The organism is Pseudomonas sp. ANT_J12 (assembly GCF_008370045.1).
Lineage (GTDB): Bacteria > Pseudomonadota > Gammaproteobacteria > Pseudomonadales > Pseudomonadaceae > Aquipseudomonas.
The window spans coordinates 1-17,304 of the sequence record NZ_VOBN01000027.1; the positions used below are offsets into that span (position 1 = coordinate 1).

Genomic DNA, 17,304 nt, shown 5'->3' on the forward strand with positions numbered 1-17,304 from the left:
GTTGCGAAGCGACCCCAAAAGCTTTGCGACTGCTTCGCAGCCGAGCGGGAGCAAGCTCCCTCGCCACAAAAGCCCGCTTCCACATTTGTTTGGTGGTGTCCCTGATTTTGTGACCAGCACAAGAGGCATTGTTGCCAACCCGGTAAAGGTTTGTTCCTCACCTGATGTTTGTATCCTGCGCCGCACAGGGCATAAGCTTCGCCCCCTACGACTTTTGTCTCAGGAAAATCCATGTCCAGCCAGTTCCCCGAAGCACGTCCACGCCGTTTGCGCCGTAATGCGAGCCTGCGCAGCCTGTTCCAGGAAACCGAGTTCAGCCTGAACGACCTGGTGCTGCCGATTTTCGTCGAAGAAGAAATCGACGACTTCGTACCGATCAAGAGCATGCCCGGCGTGATGCGCATTCCCGAGTCGAAACTGGCCGGCGAGATCGAGCGTTATGCCCGTGCCGGGATCAAGTCAGTGATGACCTTCGGCGTGTCCCATCACCTGGACAGCAGCGGCAGCGACACCTGGAACGACAACGGCCTGGTTTCGCGCATGTCGCGGATCGCCAAGGACGCGGTGCCGGAGATGATCGTGATGTCCGACACCTGCTTCTGCGAGTACACCGACCACGGCCACTGCGGCGTGGTGCACAACCACGAAGTCGACAACGACCAGACCCTGATCAACCTCGGCAAACAAGCCGTGGCCGCCGCCCGTGCCGGGGCTGACGTGATCGCCCCGTCGGCGGCCATGGACGGCCAGGTCCAGGCGATTCGCCGGGCGCTGGATGCAGCCGGTTTCACCCAGACCGCGATCATGGCCTACTCGACCAAATTCGCCTCGGCGCTCTACGGCCCGTTCCGCGAAGCCGGCGGCAGCGCCTTGAAAGGCGACCGCAAAAGCTACCAGATGAACCCGATGAACCGCCGCGAAGCCGTGCGCGAATCGCTGCTGGACGAACAGGAAGGCGCCGACGCGCTGATGGTCAAACCGGCCGGCGCGTACCTGGACATCATCCGCGACATCCGCGAGGTTTCGCGGTTGCCGTTGTCGGCGTATCAGGTCAGTGGCGAGTACGCGATGATCAAGTTTGCTGCTCAGGCCGGGGCCATCGACGAAGACCGCGTCGTGCGCGAAAGCCTCGGCGCGATCAAGCGTGCCGGGGCGGATTTGATCTTTACGTACTTTGCGATGGACCTGGCCCTGGCTGGGATCTGATAAAGATAAAGATCAAAAGATCGCAGCCTTCGGCAGCGCCTACATTGGGATGGTGTACACCCAGTAGGAGTTGCCGAAGGCTGCGATTTTTTGCTTTTCAGCCAAAAAACATCCGTATCCCGTGATCCCGGAAATACCGCGCGATCACCTTCGGATCCGCGCTGTTATCGGCAATCGCCACGTAGGTATCCGGGCGCAACAGATAAAACCCGTTGCGCGCCAACCCCGCCGCCTCAAACGCTGGCCGCCAGTCGAACACGTGCAGCGGCAAGTGATGTTCGATGCACCAAGCGATCATTTCGTCGCTGGTGTCGCCGTACACATGCACCTGCCAGGTCAGGTTTTTCAGGGGTTCGTAGTTATCACCTTCGCCATCATGCGCCCAGGGCAGGCGGTCGCCGCCGTGGACGTGCCCGGTCACACCTTCGCTCAGGGGCATGCCGCGATAGTTGAGGGTGATTTGCGAGACGGTGCGAAACAGGAACTCCGGTCCGAACGTGGCCAGTTTGGGAATCAGGAACGGCGCCAGCCGCGTGCGCAGCAGATCCGCGACTTTGCCCTCGGCGGTGACGAAGCTGAACACCCGGTCGGTGGTGGACACCAGGCGCCGGGCGAAGGCAATGCGTTCGGTTTCGTAGCTGTCGAGCAATTTGGTGGTGGCGGCGCCGGTCAGCACGGCGGCCAGTTTCCAGGCCAGGTTGATCGCGTCGCCAATCCCGGTGTTCATGCCCTGGCCGCCCGCCGGACTGTGGACATGGGCCGCGTCGCCGAGCAAAAACGCACGACCGCTGCGAAAGAACTCCGCCACCCGGTGATGCACGCGGTAGGTCGAGAACCAGTTGACCTGTTCGACCTGCACTTTCAAATGCTCGATAGCCCGGCTGCTGACGTCTTCGAATTTCAGGGTTTCAGCGTGCTCGGCCCGTTCATCACGCACAGTGCCGATCAGCCGCGCGTGACCTTCGCTGGCCAATGGAAATACGGCGAGGAAGTCCGCTTCATCGAGGTCCACATGCAGTTCGCCATTGAACGCCGGGCCGCTGGCCTGCACGTCGGCGACGTAGAAAATCTGCTGGTAGGTGCCGCCGGGGAAACCGCTGTCCAGGGTTTTGCGCACAATCGACCGCGCGCCGTCGCAACCGGCGATGTAGCAGGCCTGGCAGGTTTCCTGCTGGCCATCGGGCAAGCGTAACTGCGCGGTGATGCCGTCGCCGGTTTCAGTGAAACTTTCCAGTTCGGTATTGCGTTCCACGCGGACGCCGAAGGTTTTGAGGCGTTCGATCAGCAGTTGTTCGTGTTCGTCCTGGGGAAAGATTTCGAGGAACGCGTAGGGCGTCAGGCCCTCGCCGATCCGGGTTAACGGCAGGTGCGCCACGGGTTCGCCCTTGACCCAGAAATTCGCCGCCGCCACCCGATGGCCGTTTTGCACAATGGCATCGGCGAGGTCGAGTTGGCGATACAGCTCCAGGGTTCGCGCCTGCACAGCCAGCGCCCGCGAGGTGGTGCCCGGGGCCAGGGTCTTGTCGATGATGCGCACGTGGATGCCGAGTTTGCTCAGCCACAGCGCCAGCACCAGGCCGGTCGGGCCGGCGCCGATGATCAACACGTCGCTACGGTTCATGGGCCTGTTCTCCATGAGGTGTGAAATGAGTATGGCGCAGGAAAACGAAAAGGCCCCGCAGCCGTGAAACTGCGGGGCCTTTTCGATGAACGAGGGGCTTAGAAGTCAATGGTGCCGGACAACTTCGCCACCCGGGGCTCGCCTTGGGTCAGGTAGCCGGCCTGAGCCGATTCCCAGTACTTTTCGTTGGCCAGGTTTTCGATGTTCAGACGCAGGGTGATGTCTTTCTGGTCGACTTTGAAACCATAGCGGGCGCCGGCGTCGAAGCGGTTCCAGGTCGGCAGGCTGAGGTTGTTCGCCGCGTCGGCGTATTGGCCGCCGGTGCGCAACATCCGCGCATTCAGCGCGACGCCTTGCAGGCCCGGCACGTCCCAATCCACACCGGCGTTGAACTGGAAGGTCGGTACGCCGATGGCACGGTTGCCGTCGTTGGCGCCGTTCTGGGTGTTCTTCAGTTCGGTGTCCATCAGGGTCAGGCCGCTGATCAGGCGCAGGCCATCGATCGGCTCGCCGAAGACGTTGAGTTCGACGCCTTTGTTGATCTGCTCACCCTGGCGCACAAACTCCGCCGTGGTCGCGCTGGTGATCACCGAGTATCCATCGCTCGGTTGTTCGATGCGATACACGCCCAGACTGGCGCCGTAGGTGCCCATGTCGACCTTGACGCCGGCTTCGATTTGCTTGGAACGGGCCGGGGCGAACGCCTCGTTGCCATTGGTGACGACGCGGCTGCCGGAGGTGAGCGGCGAGATCGGGCCTTTCGCCAGGCCTTCGATGCGGTTGGCGTAGAACGACACATGCTCCCACGGCTTGAAGACGAGGCCGTAGACCGGCGTGGTGATCGCTTCGTCATAGGCGGAGGTGCGGCTGCCGGAACCGTAAGGCGCGTAACCGTAGCCTTGCACCACCAATTGCTGACGACGCAGGCCGACGGTCAGCAGCAGTCGGTCATCGAAGAAACCGAGGGTGTCAGACACCGCCGCGCTGCGGTTGAAGGTCTTGCCGACGATGCCCGGGTCACTCAGATCGCCGCCAGAGAAGTTGCCGACCGGCGATGGGGTTTGCACCGGGTGGTAGATGTTGTTGGCGTATTTGGTCAGGTCGAAATCGTAGGCGCTGCGCTGTTCGGTCCAGATCCCGGCCAGGCCGAAATTGAGCTTGTGCGTGACCGGGCCGGTGGTGAATCGGCCGTTGAGGCCGGCCATGACGCTGGTGTTGTCTTCATCGTGGGGGATGAACGAGCCGGTGGTGGTGGATGCACCGTTGTTGCCCACCAGCGTGGTCGAGTTATAGCGCCCGACTTCACGGGTGTGCTTGGCGCCGCCCGCAGCGTAGGCCGTCCAGTTGTCGTTCAGGTCGTACTCGGCGCGCAACATGCCGAAGGTGTCTTCGATGTCGGTGAAGCCCCACTTCGGCGCGTAGTTGGTGTCGGCCGATGGCGCATCCGGAATGTGCGTGGCCGTGCCAAGGTTCACGCTGTTGCGGCCACCATTGACGCGTTCTTTCTGGTAGGCGAAATCCCCGGAAATACGCAGGGCGTCACCGCGATAATCGAGGCCGATGGAGAACAGTTTCGAACGCTGGTTTTCGTGGTCGATGCCGGTGTCGCCTTCACGCTGGGCCAGGTTGACCCGGGCACCGAAACGGTTGTCTTCACCGAAGCGCTGGCCGAGGTCCAGATGCTGACCGACGCGGCCTTCATCGTTGATGTCGGTGGTGAAGCGGCGGGTGGGTACGTCACCGGCCCGCTTGGGTTGCAGGTTGACGCCGCCGCCGATGCCGGAACCGGTCGGCGTCACGCCGTTGATGAAGGCGTTCGGGCCTTTGAACACTTCCACGCGCTCCAGGGCGTCGGTGGAAATGATCTGCCGCGGCAACACGCCGTACAGGCCGTTATAGGAAATATCATCGCCGGTCAGGGGCAGGCCGCGAATCATGAAAATCTGCGCCTGGTTGGAAAAACCGGAGGCCTGGCGCACCGAGGAATCGTTGAGCAACACGTCGGCGACGTCTTCGGCCTGCTGGTCCTGGATCAGTTGTTCGGTGTAGGCCGCCATGGTGAACGGCACGTCCATCATGTCCTGGTTGCCCAGCACACCCAATTGACCGCCGCGTGCCACCTGACCGCCGGCAAACACCGGGGGCAGGGTGCTCGTCGCGGTCGGGGCCTGGGCGTTGACGTTCACGTCGTCCAGCACCAGTGCCTTGCCGTCATTTTCGGAGGTGGCGGCATGGGCGGTGACGGACAGGGAACAAAACAAGGCAAGAAGGGCTGGGCGAAAGGGAGGAGTGAGCATGTTGGGTCCTGACGGCGCGCCGCCGATGAGAAAAAGAGATAACGGCGCGGGGAACTCCTTGCGCAAATGCGACTCCAGGCGCAAATGATATGTTTTCTCAGTAACGTTTCGCAATGAGTTTGTCATTTGTGGCGAAATCGCTCACAGGGAACGGCGTAAAAGGCTGAGAGTCATAGCCTGCGCCCCACCATTGATCGTATGGTGATCCGGCTTAAACGAATTCCATGGAGCAACATGCACGCCCACCGATTGATCATCAGCCTCGCTGCCTTGCTGGTCCTGGCCGGTTGCGGCACCCGGCAAACCCAGGAAGCCCCGCCGCGCAAGCCTGCCGAGGTCAAGGCGCAGATCGTGCGTTTGTTGCCGGCCAAGACCGTCGACCGTGAGGGCTGGGCCACGGACATTTACGCCGCGTTTGCCGCCCAGGACATTTCACCGACCACGCAAAACCTGTGTGCGGTGCTGGCTGTGACCGAGCAGGAATCGACCTTTCAGGTCGACCCGCCGGTGCCGGGCCTGGGCAAGATCGCCCGGGACGAGATCGACCGCCGCGCCGCCAAGGTGCATATCCCCAGCCTGTTGGTCAGCGGTGCCTTGCAAGTCCGTTCGTCCAACGGCAAGAGTTACAGCGAGCGCCTCAACGCCGCCCGCAGCGAAAAAGAACTCAGCGCGATCTTCGACGATTTCATCAGCATGGTGCCCATGGGCCGCACCCTGTTCGGCGGTTTCAATCCGGTGCATACCGCCGGGCCGATGCAGGTCAGCGTCGAATTTGCCGAGCAACAGGCGCGCAATTATCCCTACCCGGTGCCGGGCACGATTCGACATGAAGTGTTCAGTCGGCGTGGCGGGATGTACTTCGGCATCGCCCATTTGCTCGGTTATCCGGTGAGCTACACCCAGCCGCTGTACCGCTTTGCCGATTTCAATGCCGGGTGGTACGCCAGCCGCAATGCCGCGTTTCAGAACGCAGTGAGCCGCGCGTCGGGCATCCCGCTGGCGCTGGACGGTGACTTGATCCGCTACGACTCGATCATGCCCGGCACCACGGAACTGGCGGTGCGCACCCTCGGCAAGCGACTGGGCATGCGCAACCCGACTATTCGCGATCAGTTGGAGAAAGGCAAAAGCCTGGAGTTCGAGGAGACACGGCTATATCAGGAGGTCTTCGCCCTGGCTGACAAGGCTGAAGGCCGGACGTTGCCGCGTGCGGTGTTGCCGGGGATTGTGCTGGAGAGCCCGAAGATCACGCGCAAACTCACGACGGCGTGGTTTGCCAAGCGGGTTGATGAGCGGTATCAGCGGTGTATGGCGAAGGGGAAATAAGATCAAAAGATCGCAGGCATAAAAAACCCGGCGGATGAGGCCGGGTTTTTCGTTGAGTACCGCGGTAAAGCCATTCATTCAGGCAACGCGATTCTGGATCAGACGATCGGAACCACCTTCAGCGACGCGGTTCTGTTGCAGACGATCCGAACCACCTTCAGCGACGCGGTTCTGCTGCAGACGATCGGAACCACCTTCAGCGACGCGGTTCTGTTGCAAACGATCGGAACCACCTTCGGCAACACGGTTCTGTTGCAGACGATCCGAACCACCCTCGGCAACACGATTCTGTTGCAGACGATCGGAGCCACCTTCGGCAACACGATTCTGTTGCAGACGATCCGAACCACCCTCAGCCACTCGGCTTTCAATCAGACGATCCGAACCGCCTTCGGCGATCATGGTGTGGGAAGCGGCAAAAGCGTTAACTGCAAAAACCGAGAAAGCGATGCTGAGAAGGATTTGGCGTTTCATGAGGGTGTGCTCCGGGGTGTTTATTGGTTGGTATGGAGCGGATGTTACGCCGGGGATTTTTTATGAGAACTTCATTGATGTGATGGTGAACATCGACAGCAATGATGGTTGGCAAGAGCGCCGAAGCAATGCACGCCGCCCACGACATTAACGGGCCGACGTAGGCGCATTCGATTGTCACGACGATGGAGTGGGTTGCATTGCTTGGTTGAGCGACGCGGTCCCCTGTGGCGAGGGGGCTTGCCCCCGTTGGGCTGCGAAGCGGCCCCCAAAACCTATACACGCGGTCTGCCTGTCAGTCCGTGGTGTCTGAATTTACGACTGCTTCGCAGCCGAACGGGGGCAAGCCCCCTCGCCACAGGTGCTCACTCACCGCAGGATTTCAGGGCTGGCGTTAGAAATCGCTTTGTTGGGGATGATTCTGTTCGATCAACGCCAAATACTGTTCCAGCGTGCCGCCATTCAACGGTTTGAACAGAATGTCCGCGGTATGGATCAGCCAGCCCACCTGTACGCCTTCGTTCGTTCGAACGTGCTTGAAACCCTGTTCACGCCAAAAGTGCCCGTCTCGGGGGTTGTTATGCACTTCACACACGCGCAACCAGTCGGCGCCCTGTGAGCGGGCCCAGGTTTCAAAGTCGTGATAGAGCGCCTGCGCGATGCCGGAGTCGTGCAGATCTGTGGCCACAAGTAACCTGCCGATGTGCCACAACTTCGGCGCCACCAAGTCCGTTACGAATTGCAGCACTGCCACCAACGGCGCATCGGCGGGTTGATAGCCCAGCATCCAGTTTTCGCTGTAGTTCCAGCCTGGCGGCAGCTCGCCGAGCAATTCCTCTTGCGCCTGTTCGAGGTCGGCCGGCCCACCTTCCACGAGCATAAAGTAGTCTGGGTTGGCCTCGAAAAATGCGTGCACCAGCGGGGCATCTTCCAGGGTCAGTTTGCGCACGCCGAGACCGGCCACCGAACAGGTTGGAGTTGATAATTCGGACATTTTCGACTCCCGGCTCACACGCGACGACGCACAAATTTGCGCCACAGCCACACCCACAGCATCACCAGCGGGAAGGCGAGGATCAGGAACGGCAACGCATAACTGCCTTTCTCCAGCGCATCGACGGCGCCATCGGCCAGGTTGTCCAGCACGTTGCTGAACGCCTCGCTCAAGTGCGACGAGCGGCTGCTGGCGCCGGTCGGCTGGAACGATAGCGTCACCCGGTTGGTGTCGAGTCGGCGCTGATGCCCGGCGGCGACCTGGGCCAGGGCTTGCAGGTCGTTTTCGATGCCGGCCTGTTCCTTGCTCAGGGCGATCAGGTCGGTGACGCTGATGTCCCGGCGGCTGGCCAGATCGTCCAGGCGTTGTTGCTGGGCCTTGAGCCGTTCCTGACGGCGGCGGGTGTCGTTCACGGCATCGGCCAGGTCTTCGGCACTGGTGACGCGCTGGCCCATTTCGCCGCCCTCGGCGGCCATGGCGACCAACGGCTCGACGCCGGCGGGGGCGATGCGCAAGGTGATCTCGGCGCGGCCGGCACCTTGTTCGATGCGCAACACGTTACAGGCGCCGAAGCGTGCGGTTTCACAGGCCTCGCGGGTGGCTTGCAGGCGTGGGACGATTTGCGCTTGTGGCAGCATCAACTGCACATCATGCTCGTAGGCGAGCATCGCGCCGACGCGTCCCTGTTCACCGGCTAGACTGGCCGATGACGATCGGTCGCTTGGCGAGCAGCCGCTCAGGGCCAGGCAGGCCAGTACAAACCAATAGACGCGAGGCATTGAGGCAGGTTTGCCATCCGGTTGGCGCATGTTCTTTCCTTTGAAGTGTGCAGCGGGACGTCGACAGTGCGCCCCGGGGTGCGCATCTTACCTGCTTCAATCGGCCAAATGGCAGGGAACATGCTCCCGTGGCCGGTCGTCTACCGAGTGACTGTTTGTTCGCCGGGAGGGCGCGACATGTATCAGCTTTACGGACATCAGAATTCTGGCGCGGCGGCGATCGAAGCGGCCCTCGAACTCTGTGCGATTCCTTATCGCTTCATCAACGTGGCCGGCGCTGCCGAGGCGACTCACGCGCTGGAAAAACTCAACCCGCTCAAGCAGATTCCGACTCTGGAACTGCCCGATGGCAGCATTCTCACCGAGAGCGCGGCGATCCTGATTCACCTGGGGCTGACGTTTCCCTCGTCGGGCCTGTTGCCGGATGACCCGGCAGAACGGGATCAGGCGATTCGCGGCCTGGTCTACATCGTCAGCAATTGTTATGCGGCCATCGGCATCATCGACTACCCCGAGCGCTGGTTGGCGGAGGCCGACGAGTCGTCGAGGGAAAACCTCATGGCCGGCGCCCGCGCGCGGCTGCACTGGAGCTGGGAGGTGTTTGCCGATCAGTTTTCCGGTGAGCTGTACCTGAACGATGAGACGCCCGGCGCGCTGGATGTGCTGGCGGCAGTGGTGACACGCTGGGCCGGGACTCGGGAACATTTACGCAGTACCCGCCCCGGGTTTTTTGCCTGGCTGACGCGCATCGACCGGCATCCCACCTTAGCGCCCGTCTTCGCCCGGCATTGGCCCGCCTGAACTTACAGCGACCTCCCGTAGGAGCAAAGCTTGCTCGCGAAAGCGGCGTGCCAGCCCAATCAATGCCAACCGACCCACCGCGATCCCGTGTAGGAGCAAAGCTTGCTCGCGAAAGCGGCGTGTCAGCCCAATCAATGCCAACTGACACACCGCTTTCGCGAGCAAGCTTCGCTCCTACAGGGGGAACCTCATTCCCCGCGAATGTATTGCTCCAACTGCTTGATCAATTCCGCCTGTTCGGCAATCGCTTCCTTGACCAGGTCGCCGATCGACAGCAAACCGATCAACTTGCCGTTTTCCACCACCGGCAAGTGCCGCAGGCGTTTGTCGGACATGATACCCATGCAGGTTTCGACGCTTTGATGGGTGTCCACAGTGATCACCGGCGAGACCATGATGTCTTCGACCGGCGTGCCGACCGAGGAGCGGCCCTTGAGCACCAGTTTGCGCGCATAGTCACGTTCGCTGATGATGCCGACGACCTCGCCATCCCTCAGCACCGGTAACGCGCCGACGTTCTTCGCAGCCATGACCATCAGCGCTTCGAGCACCATTTGATGCGGCTCAATGGTGTGAACTTCCTGATTTTGCTGGGCCTTTAACTTGAGCAGTTGGGCGACGGTTTTCATGGCAGCTTCTCTAGGTGTTGTCGTTGTTCTTGAAGAATCGTAGACGCAGGCGCGCAGGGCAAGGCAGAAAGCGGCAGATAACACGCAAAAAGCGCCATTTGCTGGTTTTTATTCGCTAATCCTCGTGTCACCGCACGAAAACGGACGGGTGGCGAGGGGGCTATCGGTGGTCAATCACGCGTAGAATCCCCCTCTGAATCAGTTTCGAGGTTGCAGTGGTGGATTTACAGCAGGGCTTCGTCCTGACCCGGCATTGGCGCGACACCCCGGCCGGCACGGAAGTCGAGTTCTGGCTGGCGACCGATGCCGGCCCCCGGCGCATCCGCCTGCCTTATCAACCGTCGGTAGCCTTTATCCCGGCCGAGCAGCGCGAGCGAGCCGAAAGCGTGCTGCGCGGGGAAAAGAACGTCGAGCTACGGCCTCTGGCGCTGCTGGATTTCGAACATCGCCCGGTGCTCGGCCTCTACTGTCAGCAACACGGTCAGTTGATGCGCCTGGAAACCGCGCTGCGCAAGGCTGGCGTCGAGATGTTCGAAGGCGACGTGCGCCCGCCGGAACGCTACATGATGGAGCGCTTCATCACCGCGCCCGTGCAGTTCGGTGGCACGCCCGGCGCCGACGGCCTGCTGCTCGACGCGCAGATGAAGCCGGCCCCCGGTTATCGCCCGAATCTGCGTCTCGTCTCCCTCGACATCGAAACCACCGCCCAGGGCGATCTCTATTCCATCGCCCTGGAAGGCTGCGGCGAGCGTCAGGTGTACATGCTCGGCCCGCCCAACGGTGACGCCAGCGCCGTGGATTTCCAGCTCGAATACTGCGACTCCCGAACCCTGTTGCTGAAAAAACTCAACGAGTGGTTCGCCCGCCACGACCCTGACGCGATCATCGGCTGGAACGTCGTGCAGTTCGACTTGCGGGTGCTGCACGAACACGCTCGGCGCCTGGCGGTGCCGTTAAAACTGGGGCGTGGCGGCGAAGAAATGCAGTGGCGCGAACACGGCAGCCGCAACCATTACTTCGCGGCGGCGGCCGGGCGCTTGATCATCGACGGCATCGAATCCCTGCGTTCGGCGACCTGGAGTTTCCCCTCGTTCAGCCTGGAAAACGTCGCGCAAACCCTGCTCGGCGAAGGCAAGGCGATCAGCACGCCGTACCAGCGCATGGACGAAATCAACCGCATGTTCGCCGAGGACAAACCGGCGCTCGCCACCTACAACCTCAAGGATTGCGAACTGGTCACGCGGATTTTCGCCAAGACCGAGTTGCTCACCTTCCTGCTGGAGCGGGCCAGCGTCACCGGGTTGCCGGCGGATCGCAGCGGCGGCTCGGTGGCGGCGTTTACCCATTTGTATATGCCATTGATGCACCGCCAGGGCTTCGTCGCGCCGAACCTTGGCGGCAAGCCACCCGAGGCCAGCCCCGGCGGCTTCGTGATGGACTCGCAACCGGGGCTGTACGAGTCGGTGCTGGTGCTCGATTACAAAAGCCTTTATCCGTCGATCATCCGCACCTTCCTCATTGACCCGGTGGGCTTGATCGAAGGCCTCAAACATCCGGATGACAGCGAATCAGTGCCGGGCTTTCGTGGTGCTCGATTTTCAAGAACACGACATTGCCTGCCGGCCATCGTCGCCCGGGTCGCCGAAGGTCGCGAAACCGCCAAGCGTGAACACAACGCGCCGCTGTCCCAGGCCCTGAAAATCATCATGAACGCCTTCTACGGCGTGCTCGGTTCCAGCGGCTGCCGCTTCTTCGATACGCGCCTGGCCTCGTCCATCACCTTGCGCGGCCACGAAATCATGTTGCGCACCCGGCAGTTGATCGAAGCCCAAGGCCACGCGGTGATTTACGGCGACACCGACTCGACGTTCGTCTGGTTGCGCCGCGCCCACGGTCAGCAAGAGGCGGCGCAGATCGGCCGCGCCCTGGTGGACCACGTCAACCAGTGGTGGCGCGAACATGTGCAGCAGGAATATGGGCTGGAAAGCGCCCTGGAATTGCAGTTCGAAACCCATTACACGCGCTTCCTGATGCCGACCATTCGTGGGGCCGAGGAGGGCAGCAAGAAGCGCTATGCCGGGCTGGTCACCCGTGCCGACGGCACGGACGAAATGATCTACAAAGGCCTGGAAACCGTGCGCACCGACTGGTCGCTGCTGGCCCGGCAATTCCAGCAGGAGTTGTATTCGCGGATCTTCCATCGCCAGCCCTATCAGGATTATGTGCGCGACTACGTGCGCAAGACGCTGGCCGGGGAGTTTGATGAACGCCTGATCTACCGCAAGCGCCTGCGCCGCACCCTCGACGACTATGAGCGCAACGTGCCGCCCCATGTGCGGGCGGCGCGGATGGCCGATGCCTACAACGATGAGCAGGGGCGCCCCCGGCAATACCAGAATGGCGGCTGGATCAGCTACGTGATCACCGTCGCCGGGCCCGAGCCGCTGGAGATCCGCAGCGCTCCCATCGACTACGACCACTACGTCACCCGGCAATTGCAACCGGTGGCCGATGCGATCCTGCCGTTTGTCGATGACGACTTTTCAACCCTGATTGGTGGGCAGCTTGGCCTGTTTTAAGTCCAGCAGCGACAGCGTCCAGTCATCCTGTATGCCGTGGAAATACTGCTCCAGCGCCTGATGGAACAGGCTGCCGTCGGGGGCGACGTGGGCAAACAGGGTCATGGAGGAATGAAACTTGAGGTCATCGGGGTGGCCGAAAATCTCGGCGATCGAACGGTTTTCCAGGTTCAGCACTAGCTGAGTACAGTTGCGCAGGCGTTGACCCAATAATGGGTGATTCAGGTAGGCCGCCGCTTCTTCGGCGGAACGAATGGCGAAGTAGCGCGACATCTCGCTGCCACCGAGCCCGCCAATCTGCGGAAAAATGAACCACATCCAGTGCCGACGCTTCTTGCCGTCGCGCAGTTCCTCCTGGACCCACTCGAACACCGGATCCTGTGCCTGGACAAAGCGCGGCAGGTTGAACGAGTCGAGCTGATCGGTACTTCTCATTCCGAAGCCCTCTGACAGGGCGCGATGGCTCAGACCATGGCCAATCGCTGCTTACGTTGTGGCGCGCGAAACGCTTGGTCCAGCGCCTCCAGATCCGTCGCTTCCAGCTTCAACTGCGCGGCTTGCGCATTGAGCGTCACGTGCTCGGGTCGGACCGCTTTGGGAATGGCAATAACCGTGTTCTGACGCAGTATCCATGCCAATGCAACCTGGGCCGGTGTCACGCCGTGACGGGCGGCCACCTGCTTGAGCGTCGAGTTCACCAGCATATGCCCACCCTGGCCGATGGGACAGTAGGCCATGAGTGGCAATGACTGTTGCTGGCTCCAGGGCAGCAGGTCGAATTCGATGCCGCGCTCCTCCAGGTTGTACAACACCTGATTGGTGGCGCAGGCCGGTGCGGCAAGTTCCTGCAAGTCGTCGACGTCGAAATTGGACACGCCCCAGCGCCCGATCTTGCCTTCTTCGCGCAGGCGTTCGAAGGCTTCGACGGTTTCTTCCAGGGGATATTGGCCGCGCCAGTGCAGCAGGTACAAATCGATGTAATCGGTGTTCAAGCGCCGCAGGCTGCGCTCGCAGGCCTGGGGAATGCCTTTGCGGCTGGCGTTGTGCGGGTAGACCTTGCTCACCAGGAAGACCTGGTCACGCAGGCCGGCGATGGCTTCACCCACCACCTCTTCGGCACCGCCCTCGGCGTACATTTCGGCGGTGTCGATCAGGCTCATGCCCAGCTCGATGCCCTGGCGCAGGGCCGCGACTTCATTGCGGTGCGCCGAGCGATCCTCGCCCATGCGCCAGGTGCCCTGGCCGATGATCGGTACCTGCACGCCGGCCAGTTCAAGGGTTCGCATGAAAAACCTCCTTTGTTAAACGCGATCGTTACTTCAGTGGGCAGCAGAATCGCCCATGGGTTCCCTAAGCCAAAACCGGTAGGAGCAAAGCTTGCTCGCGATGAGGCCGTGTCATTCAACATCAACGTTGAATGTCAGACCGAAATCGCGAGCAAGCTTTGCTCCTACCGGGGAGGGTGTGGGTCGGGATTATTGCGCGGAGAACTTGAACACGGTGTGTTGGGTGTACGTCTTGCCCGGATCCAGTCGCGTGCTCGGGAAATTCGCCTGGTTCGGCGAGTCCGGATAGTGCTGGGTTTCCAGGGTGAACGCGCCCCAATGGGAGTAAACCTTGCCAGCCTTGCCCTTGACCGTGCCGTCGAGGAAGTTGCTGGTATAGAACTGCACCCCCGGCTCGCTGGTGTAGAGCTGCAAGCGCCGGCCGGACTGTGGATCGCTGACATCGGCGGCCAGTTGGCTCACGTCACCCTTGGCATCCAGTGCCCAGTTGAAGTCGAAACCACCCTGTTTCGGCTCGGCGAATTTCAGTTGTGGGTGATCGGCCTTGATGTTTTTGCCGATGGCGGTGGGGTGGGTGAAGTCCATCGGCGTGCCGGCCACCGGTGCCAGTTCGCCGGTGGGGATCAACGTGCCATCGATTGGCGTGTAATGACTGGCGTGCAACGTGGCGAGCTGTTGCAGCACATCGCCATTGCCGGCGCCGGCCAGGTTGAAATAGCTGTGGTTGGTCAGGTTCAGCACCGTGGGTTTGTCGGTGCTGGCCTTGTACTCGATGCGCAGTTCATTGTTCTCGGTGAGGCTGTAGGTCACCTCGGTTTTCATATTGCCGGGGAAGCCCATTTCACCGTCCTTCGACAGGTACGTCAGGGTCACGCCCACCGAGTCCTTGCCTTTGCTCGGCTGCGCTTTCCACACGTGCTTGTCGAACCCCTGGGTGCCGCCGTGCAGAGAGTTGGGGCCGTCGTTTTTTGGCACCTGGTAGCTTTTGCCATCCAGTTTGAATGCGCCACCGGCCAGGCGATTGCCGTAGCGGCCGATGGTCGCGCCGAAGTACGCAGTGCCGGCCTGGTAACCCTGGACGTCATCGAAGCCGAGGACGATGTCTTCAGCCTTGCCGTTTTTGTCCGGCACTTTCAGCGACTGCAACGTGGCGCCGTAGGTAATGACCGTGGCTTGCAGGCCATGGCTGTTGCGCAGGATGTATTGCTCGACGGGCGTGCCGTCATTGGTCTTGCCGAAGGCTTTGTGTTCGCTGGACAGGCCAGCGGCGTGGGCGGGAAGGGTGGCGATCATCAGGGACAGTCCGAGGCCGGAGAGCAGGTAGCGGGATTGAAGCATGGTTGATCTTCCTTTTTGTTGTTTTGATCAGTAGTCATACTAAATATCGACTGAATGAAGATTTATAGCCTATAGGTCGATTTATTCCAGAATAAAGTCGGACTAAATAAGAGGGCGGTCGACGCCAGTGATCGGTCCGGCATCGCGAGCACTGCACTTTTTCCGATTAACCGGCTCTATCCATGGCCAGGCTGCGGCGACTCCCGCCGCACAGGAATGTGTCAGCCCAAGAATCCATGGCTCGAGTGTCCACCCCGTTTCAAACCCGAATTCGCCTGCTGGCGTGCCTGACGTTGCTGTTCACCAGTGGTTGCAGCCAGCAGCAGGGCAGCGACATCGTCAGCCAGTTCCGCGAAGGCAAACCCCAGGAATTCCTCCAGACCAGTGTCGATCGCATGGCCACGTTGTCGATGCACGACAACCTCGACAGCCTGTACTTGCTGATGAGCAAGCTGTACCTGCGCAACCCCCAGGAGCTGAAAAAATCCGGCTTCCTCGATGCCCGCGCCGCCGAGAAACAAGTGCGCGAGGCCATCGAACTGCAACAACCGTTGCCGACCCTCGGCGGCAAGAAAGACCTGGCGGCGCTGAGCTATGCCATGAGTCCGGAGTTTCTCGGGGATCGGGTCGGCGCCTTCATCTATGCCATCGGCAGCATGCTGGTCACCGCCCACGGCAATCGGCTGGAGTTCTACATGACCGATGCGATCAACCCGGTCTTCGTCAGCAACGCCGCGCGCAACATTGAGAAAGCCACCTGGATCCTCAGTCAGCGGCAGAACAAGAACGGCGAGCCGTTGCTGTTCTCCAACGAGATTTCGGAGGAGGGCAGCAACCTGAGTTTCGCCGTGGAGTTTGGCAAGATCGTGGCGAGGCTGGATTTGCTGACGCAGATGCTGGATGAGCGGTATCGGCGGATTGGCTTGAATTACGCGCAGAGCCTGCTGTTCCTCAATTTCCTCCCCGTCCAATAACCATTGCCCTTGTAGGAGCGAGGCTTGCCCGCGAAGACGGTGTGTCAGGCAACGTAAATAGTGGATGTGCCGGCCCCTTCGCGAGCAAGCTTCGCTCCTACAGGTATGCGGGGTTGGGCATAACGATAGACCGCATCGATATAAGTGGTTATAAGAAAAATCGCTATGCTGCGGGCCAGATTTTTCATGCGGTTTTTGTGGGCGTGTTAATGGATTTCGGTAATTTCGGATTAGTCGTCGCAGGTTTGGTGGTGGGCTTTATCGTCGGGATGACCGGCGTGGGCGGCGGTTCGCTGATGACGCCGATCCTGTTGTGGTTTGGCGTCAACCCGGCCACGGCGGTGGGCACGGACTTGCTGTACGCGGCCATTACCAAGTCCAGCGGCGTGCTGGTGCACCGCAAGAACAAGAATATCGATTGGGCGATTACCGGCTGGCTGACCCTCGGCAGCGTGCCGGCGGTGGCCATGACCCTGTGGTTTCTCAGCAGCCTGCACACCGCGCCCGAGGCGATGAACGCCATCATCAAGCAGGCGTTGGGCTTTGTGCTGTTCGCCACGGCCCTGGCGATTTTCTTCAAGAAGCGCCTGCTCGACTTCGCCCACAAACGCGCCGGTGGCAACTACAACCCCAGTGGCACGCGCCTGAACGTGATGACCGTCATCACCGGCCTGATCCTCGGCACCATGGTTGCCCTGACCTCCATCGGCGCCGGCGCCCTGGGCACCGTGGCGTTGTTCATCCTCTATCCATTGCTGCCAACCCGCCGCCTGGTCGGCACCGAAATCGCCCACGCCGTGCCCCTGACCCTGGTGGCGGGCCTGGGCCACGCGAGCATGGGCAATATGGACTGGCATGTGCTGGGTTTCCTGCTGATCGGTTCGCTGCCGGGGATCTGGCTGGGCAGCCACCTGACCGGGCGCATTTCTGATGAACTGCTACGCCCGTGTCTGGCAACGATGCTGTTGTTGATCGGCTATAAACTCGCGTTCTGATCTAC

General features: G+C 61.2%; 16 protein-coding genes. 6 read left to right on the forward strand and 10 right to left on the reverse strand.

All coding sequences use genetic code 11. From position 1 onward, the window contains the following. A partial coding sequence (locus FQ192_RS34210; RefSeq protein WP_218585808.1) for a hypothetical protein occupies positions 1 to 233 on the reverse strand: 233 nt, incomplete at its 3' end. On the opposite strand from FQ192_RS34210, the gene hemB reads away from it, so the two are divergent. Further along, positions 232 to 1,206, forward strand: a complete 975-nt coding sequence (gene hemB, locus FQ192_RS30310) for a porphobilinogen synthase (protein WP_133840596.1) — start codon at positions 232 to 234, stop codon at positions 1,204 to 1,206. The genes FQ192_RS34210 and hemB overlap by 2 nt on opposite strands. Before the next feature lie 97 nt (positions 1,207 to 1,303). Here hemB and FQ192_RS30315 read toward each other — a convergent pair whose 3' ends face one another. Together FQ192_RS30315 and FQ192_RS30320 are read right to left on the reverse strand one after the other, a co-directional pair. Continuing rightward, positions 1,304 to 2,827 (reverse strand): FAD-dependent oxidoreductase, encoded by a 1,524-nt coding sequence (locus tag FQ192_RS30315; protein ID WP_149661825.1) that lies wholly within the window; start codon positions 2,825 to 2,827, stop codon positions 1,304 to 1,306. A gap of 98 nt (positions 2,828 to 2,925) precedes the next feature. Further along, positions 2,926 to 5,124: a TonB-dependent siderophore receptor gene (locus tag FQ192_RS30320; protein ID WP_149661826.1), complete on the reverse strand. Its 2,199-nt coding sequence runs from the start codon at positions 5,122 to 5,124 to the stop codon at positions 2,926 to 2,928. 234 nt (positions 5,125 to 5,358) lie between these two features. Between FQ192_RS30320 and FQ192_RS30325 the strand changes: the two genes are divergently transcribed. Beyond that, a complete protein-coding gene (locus FQ192_RS30325; protein ID WP_149661827.1) occupies positions 5,359 to 6,450 on the forward strand; it encodes a DUF1615 domain-containing protein in 1,092 nt (363 codons plus the stop codon). 78 nt (positions 6,451 to 6,528) lie between these two features. Here FQ192_RS30325 and FQ192_RS30330 read toward each other — a convergent pair whose 3' ends face one another. From FQ192_RS30330 to FQ192_RS30345, 3 genes are all read right to left on the reverse strand, one after another. Beyond that, positions 6,529 to 6,924: a hypothetical protein gene (locus FQ192_RS30330; protein WP_149661828.1), complete on the reverse strand. Its 396-nt coding sequence runs from the start codon at positions 6,922 to 6,924 to the stop codon at positions 6,529 to 6,531. 394 nt (positions 6,925 to 7,318) lie between these two features. Further along, on the reverse strand, positions 7,319 to 7,918 hold the full coding sequence (locus tag FQ192_RS30340; RefSeq protein ID WP_149661829.1) for a GNAT family N-acetyltransferase: 600 nt from the start codon (positions 7,916 to 7,918) through the stop codon (positions 7,319 to 7,321). A gap of 14 nt (positions 7,919 to 7,932) precedes the next feature. Then, complete coding sequence (locus FQ192_RS30345; protein WP_149661830.1) at positions 7,933 to 8,727, reverse strand: DUF4349 domain-containing protein; 795 nt, start codon at positions 8,725 to 8,727, stop codon at positions 7,933 to 7,935. 147 nt (positions 8,728 to 8,874) lie between these two features. On the opposite strand from FQ192_RS30345, the gene FQ192_RS30350 reads away from it, so the two are divergent. Further along, complete coding sequence (locus FQ192_RS30350) at positions 8,875 to 9,498, forward strand: glutathione S-transferase N-terminal domain-containing protein (RefSeq protein ID WP_149661831.1); 624 nt, start codon at positions 8,875 to 8,877, stop codon at positions 9,496 to 9,498. A 188-nt stretch (positions 9,499 to 9,686) separates the two neighbouring features. On the opposite strand, the gene FQ192_RS30355 is transcribed toward FQ192_RS30350, so the two are convergent. Then, on the reverse strand, positions 9,687 to 10,127 hold the full coding sequence (locus FQ192_RS30355; protein WP_149661832.1) for a CBS domain-containing protein: 441 nt from the start codon (positions 10,125 to 10,127) through the stop codon (positions 9,687 to 9,689). Positions 10,128 to 10,345: 218 nt separating this feature from the next. Between FQ192_RS30355 and FQ192_RS30360 the strand changes: the two genes are divergently transcribed. Next, on the forward strand, positions 10,346 to 12,706 hold the full coding sequence (locus FQ192_RS30360; protein ID WP_178129286.1) for a DNA polymerase II: 2,361 nt from the start codon (positions 10,346 to 10,348) through the stop codon (positions 12,704 to 12,706). Here FQ192_RS30360 and FQ192_RS30365 read toward each other — a convergent pair. The 3 genes from FQ192_RS30365 to FQ192_RS30375 all read right to left on the reverse strand — a co-directional run bounded on the left by FQ192_RS30365 (position 12,671) and on the right by FQ192_RS30375 (position 15,330). Continuing rightward, positions 12,671 to 13,141 carry a DUF1810 domain-containing protein gene (locus FQ192_RS30365; protein ID WP_149661834.1) on the reverse strand — a complete coding sequence of 157 codons (471 nt, stop codon included), beginning with the start codon at positions 13,139 to 13,141 and terminating at the stop codon, positions 12,671 to 12,673. The two genes, FQ192_RS30360 and FQ192_RS30365, sit on opposite strands and share 36 nt — an antisense overlap. 29 nt (positions 13,142 to 13,170) lie before the next feature. After that, positions 13,171 to 13,992, reverse strand: coding sequence for an aldo/keto reductase (locus FQ192_RS30370; RefSeq protein ID WP_149661835.1), 822 nt, complete (start codon positions 13,990 to 13,992; stop codon positions 13,171 to 13,173). A gap of 189 nt (positions 13,993 to 14,181) precedes the next feature. After that, a complete protein-coding gene (locus tag FQ192_RS30375; protein WP_149661836.1) occupies positions 14,182 to 15,330 on the reverse strand; it encodes an aldose epimerase family protein in 1,149 nt (382 codons plus the stop codon). 236 nt (positions 15,331 to 15,566) lie between these two features. Here FQ192_RS30375 and FQ192_RS30380 point away from each other — a divergent pair, with 236 nt between their 5' ends. After that, positions 15,567 to 16,304 (forward strand): hypothetical protein, encoded by a 738-nt coding sequence (locus tag FQ192_RS30380; RefSeq protein ID WP_149661837.1) that lies wholly within the window; start codon positions 15,567 to 15,569, stop codon positions 16,302 to 16,304. A gap of 209 nt (positions 16,305 to 16,513) precedes the next feature. After that, positions 16,514 to 17,299, forward strand: coding sequence for a sulfite exporter TauE/SafE family protein (locus FQ192_RS30385; RefSeq protein ID WP_149661838.1), 786 nt, complete (start codon positions 16,514 to 16,516; stop codon positions 17,297 to 17,299). The last annotated feature ends 5 nt before the right edge of the window (positions 17,300 to 17,304 follow it).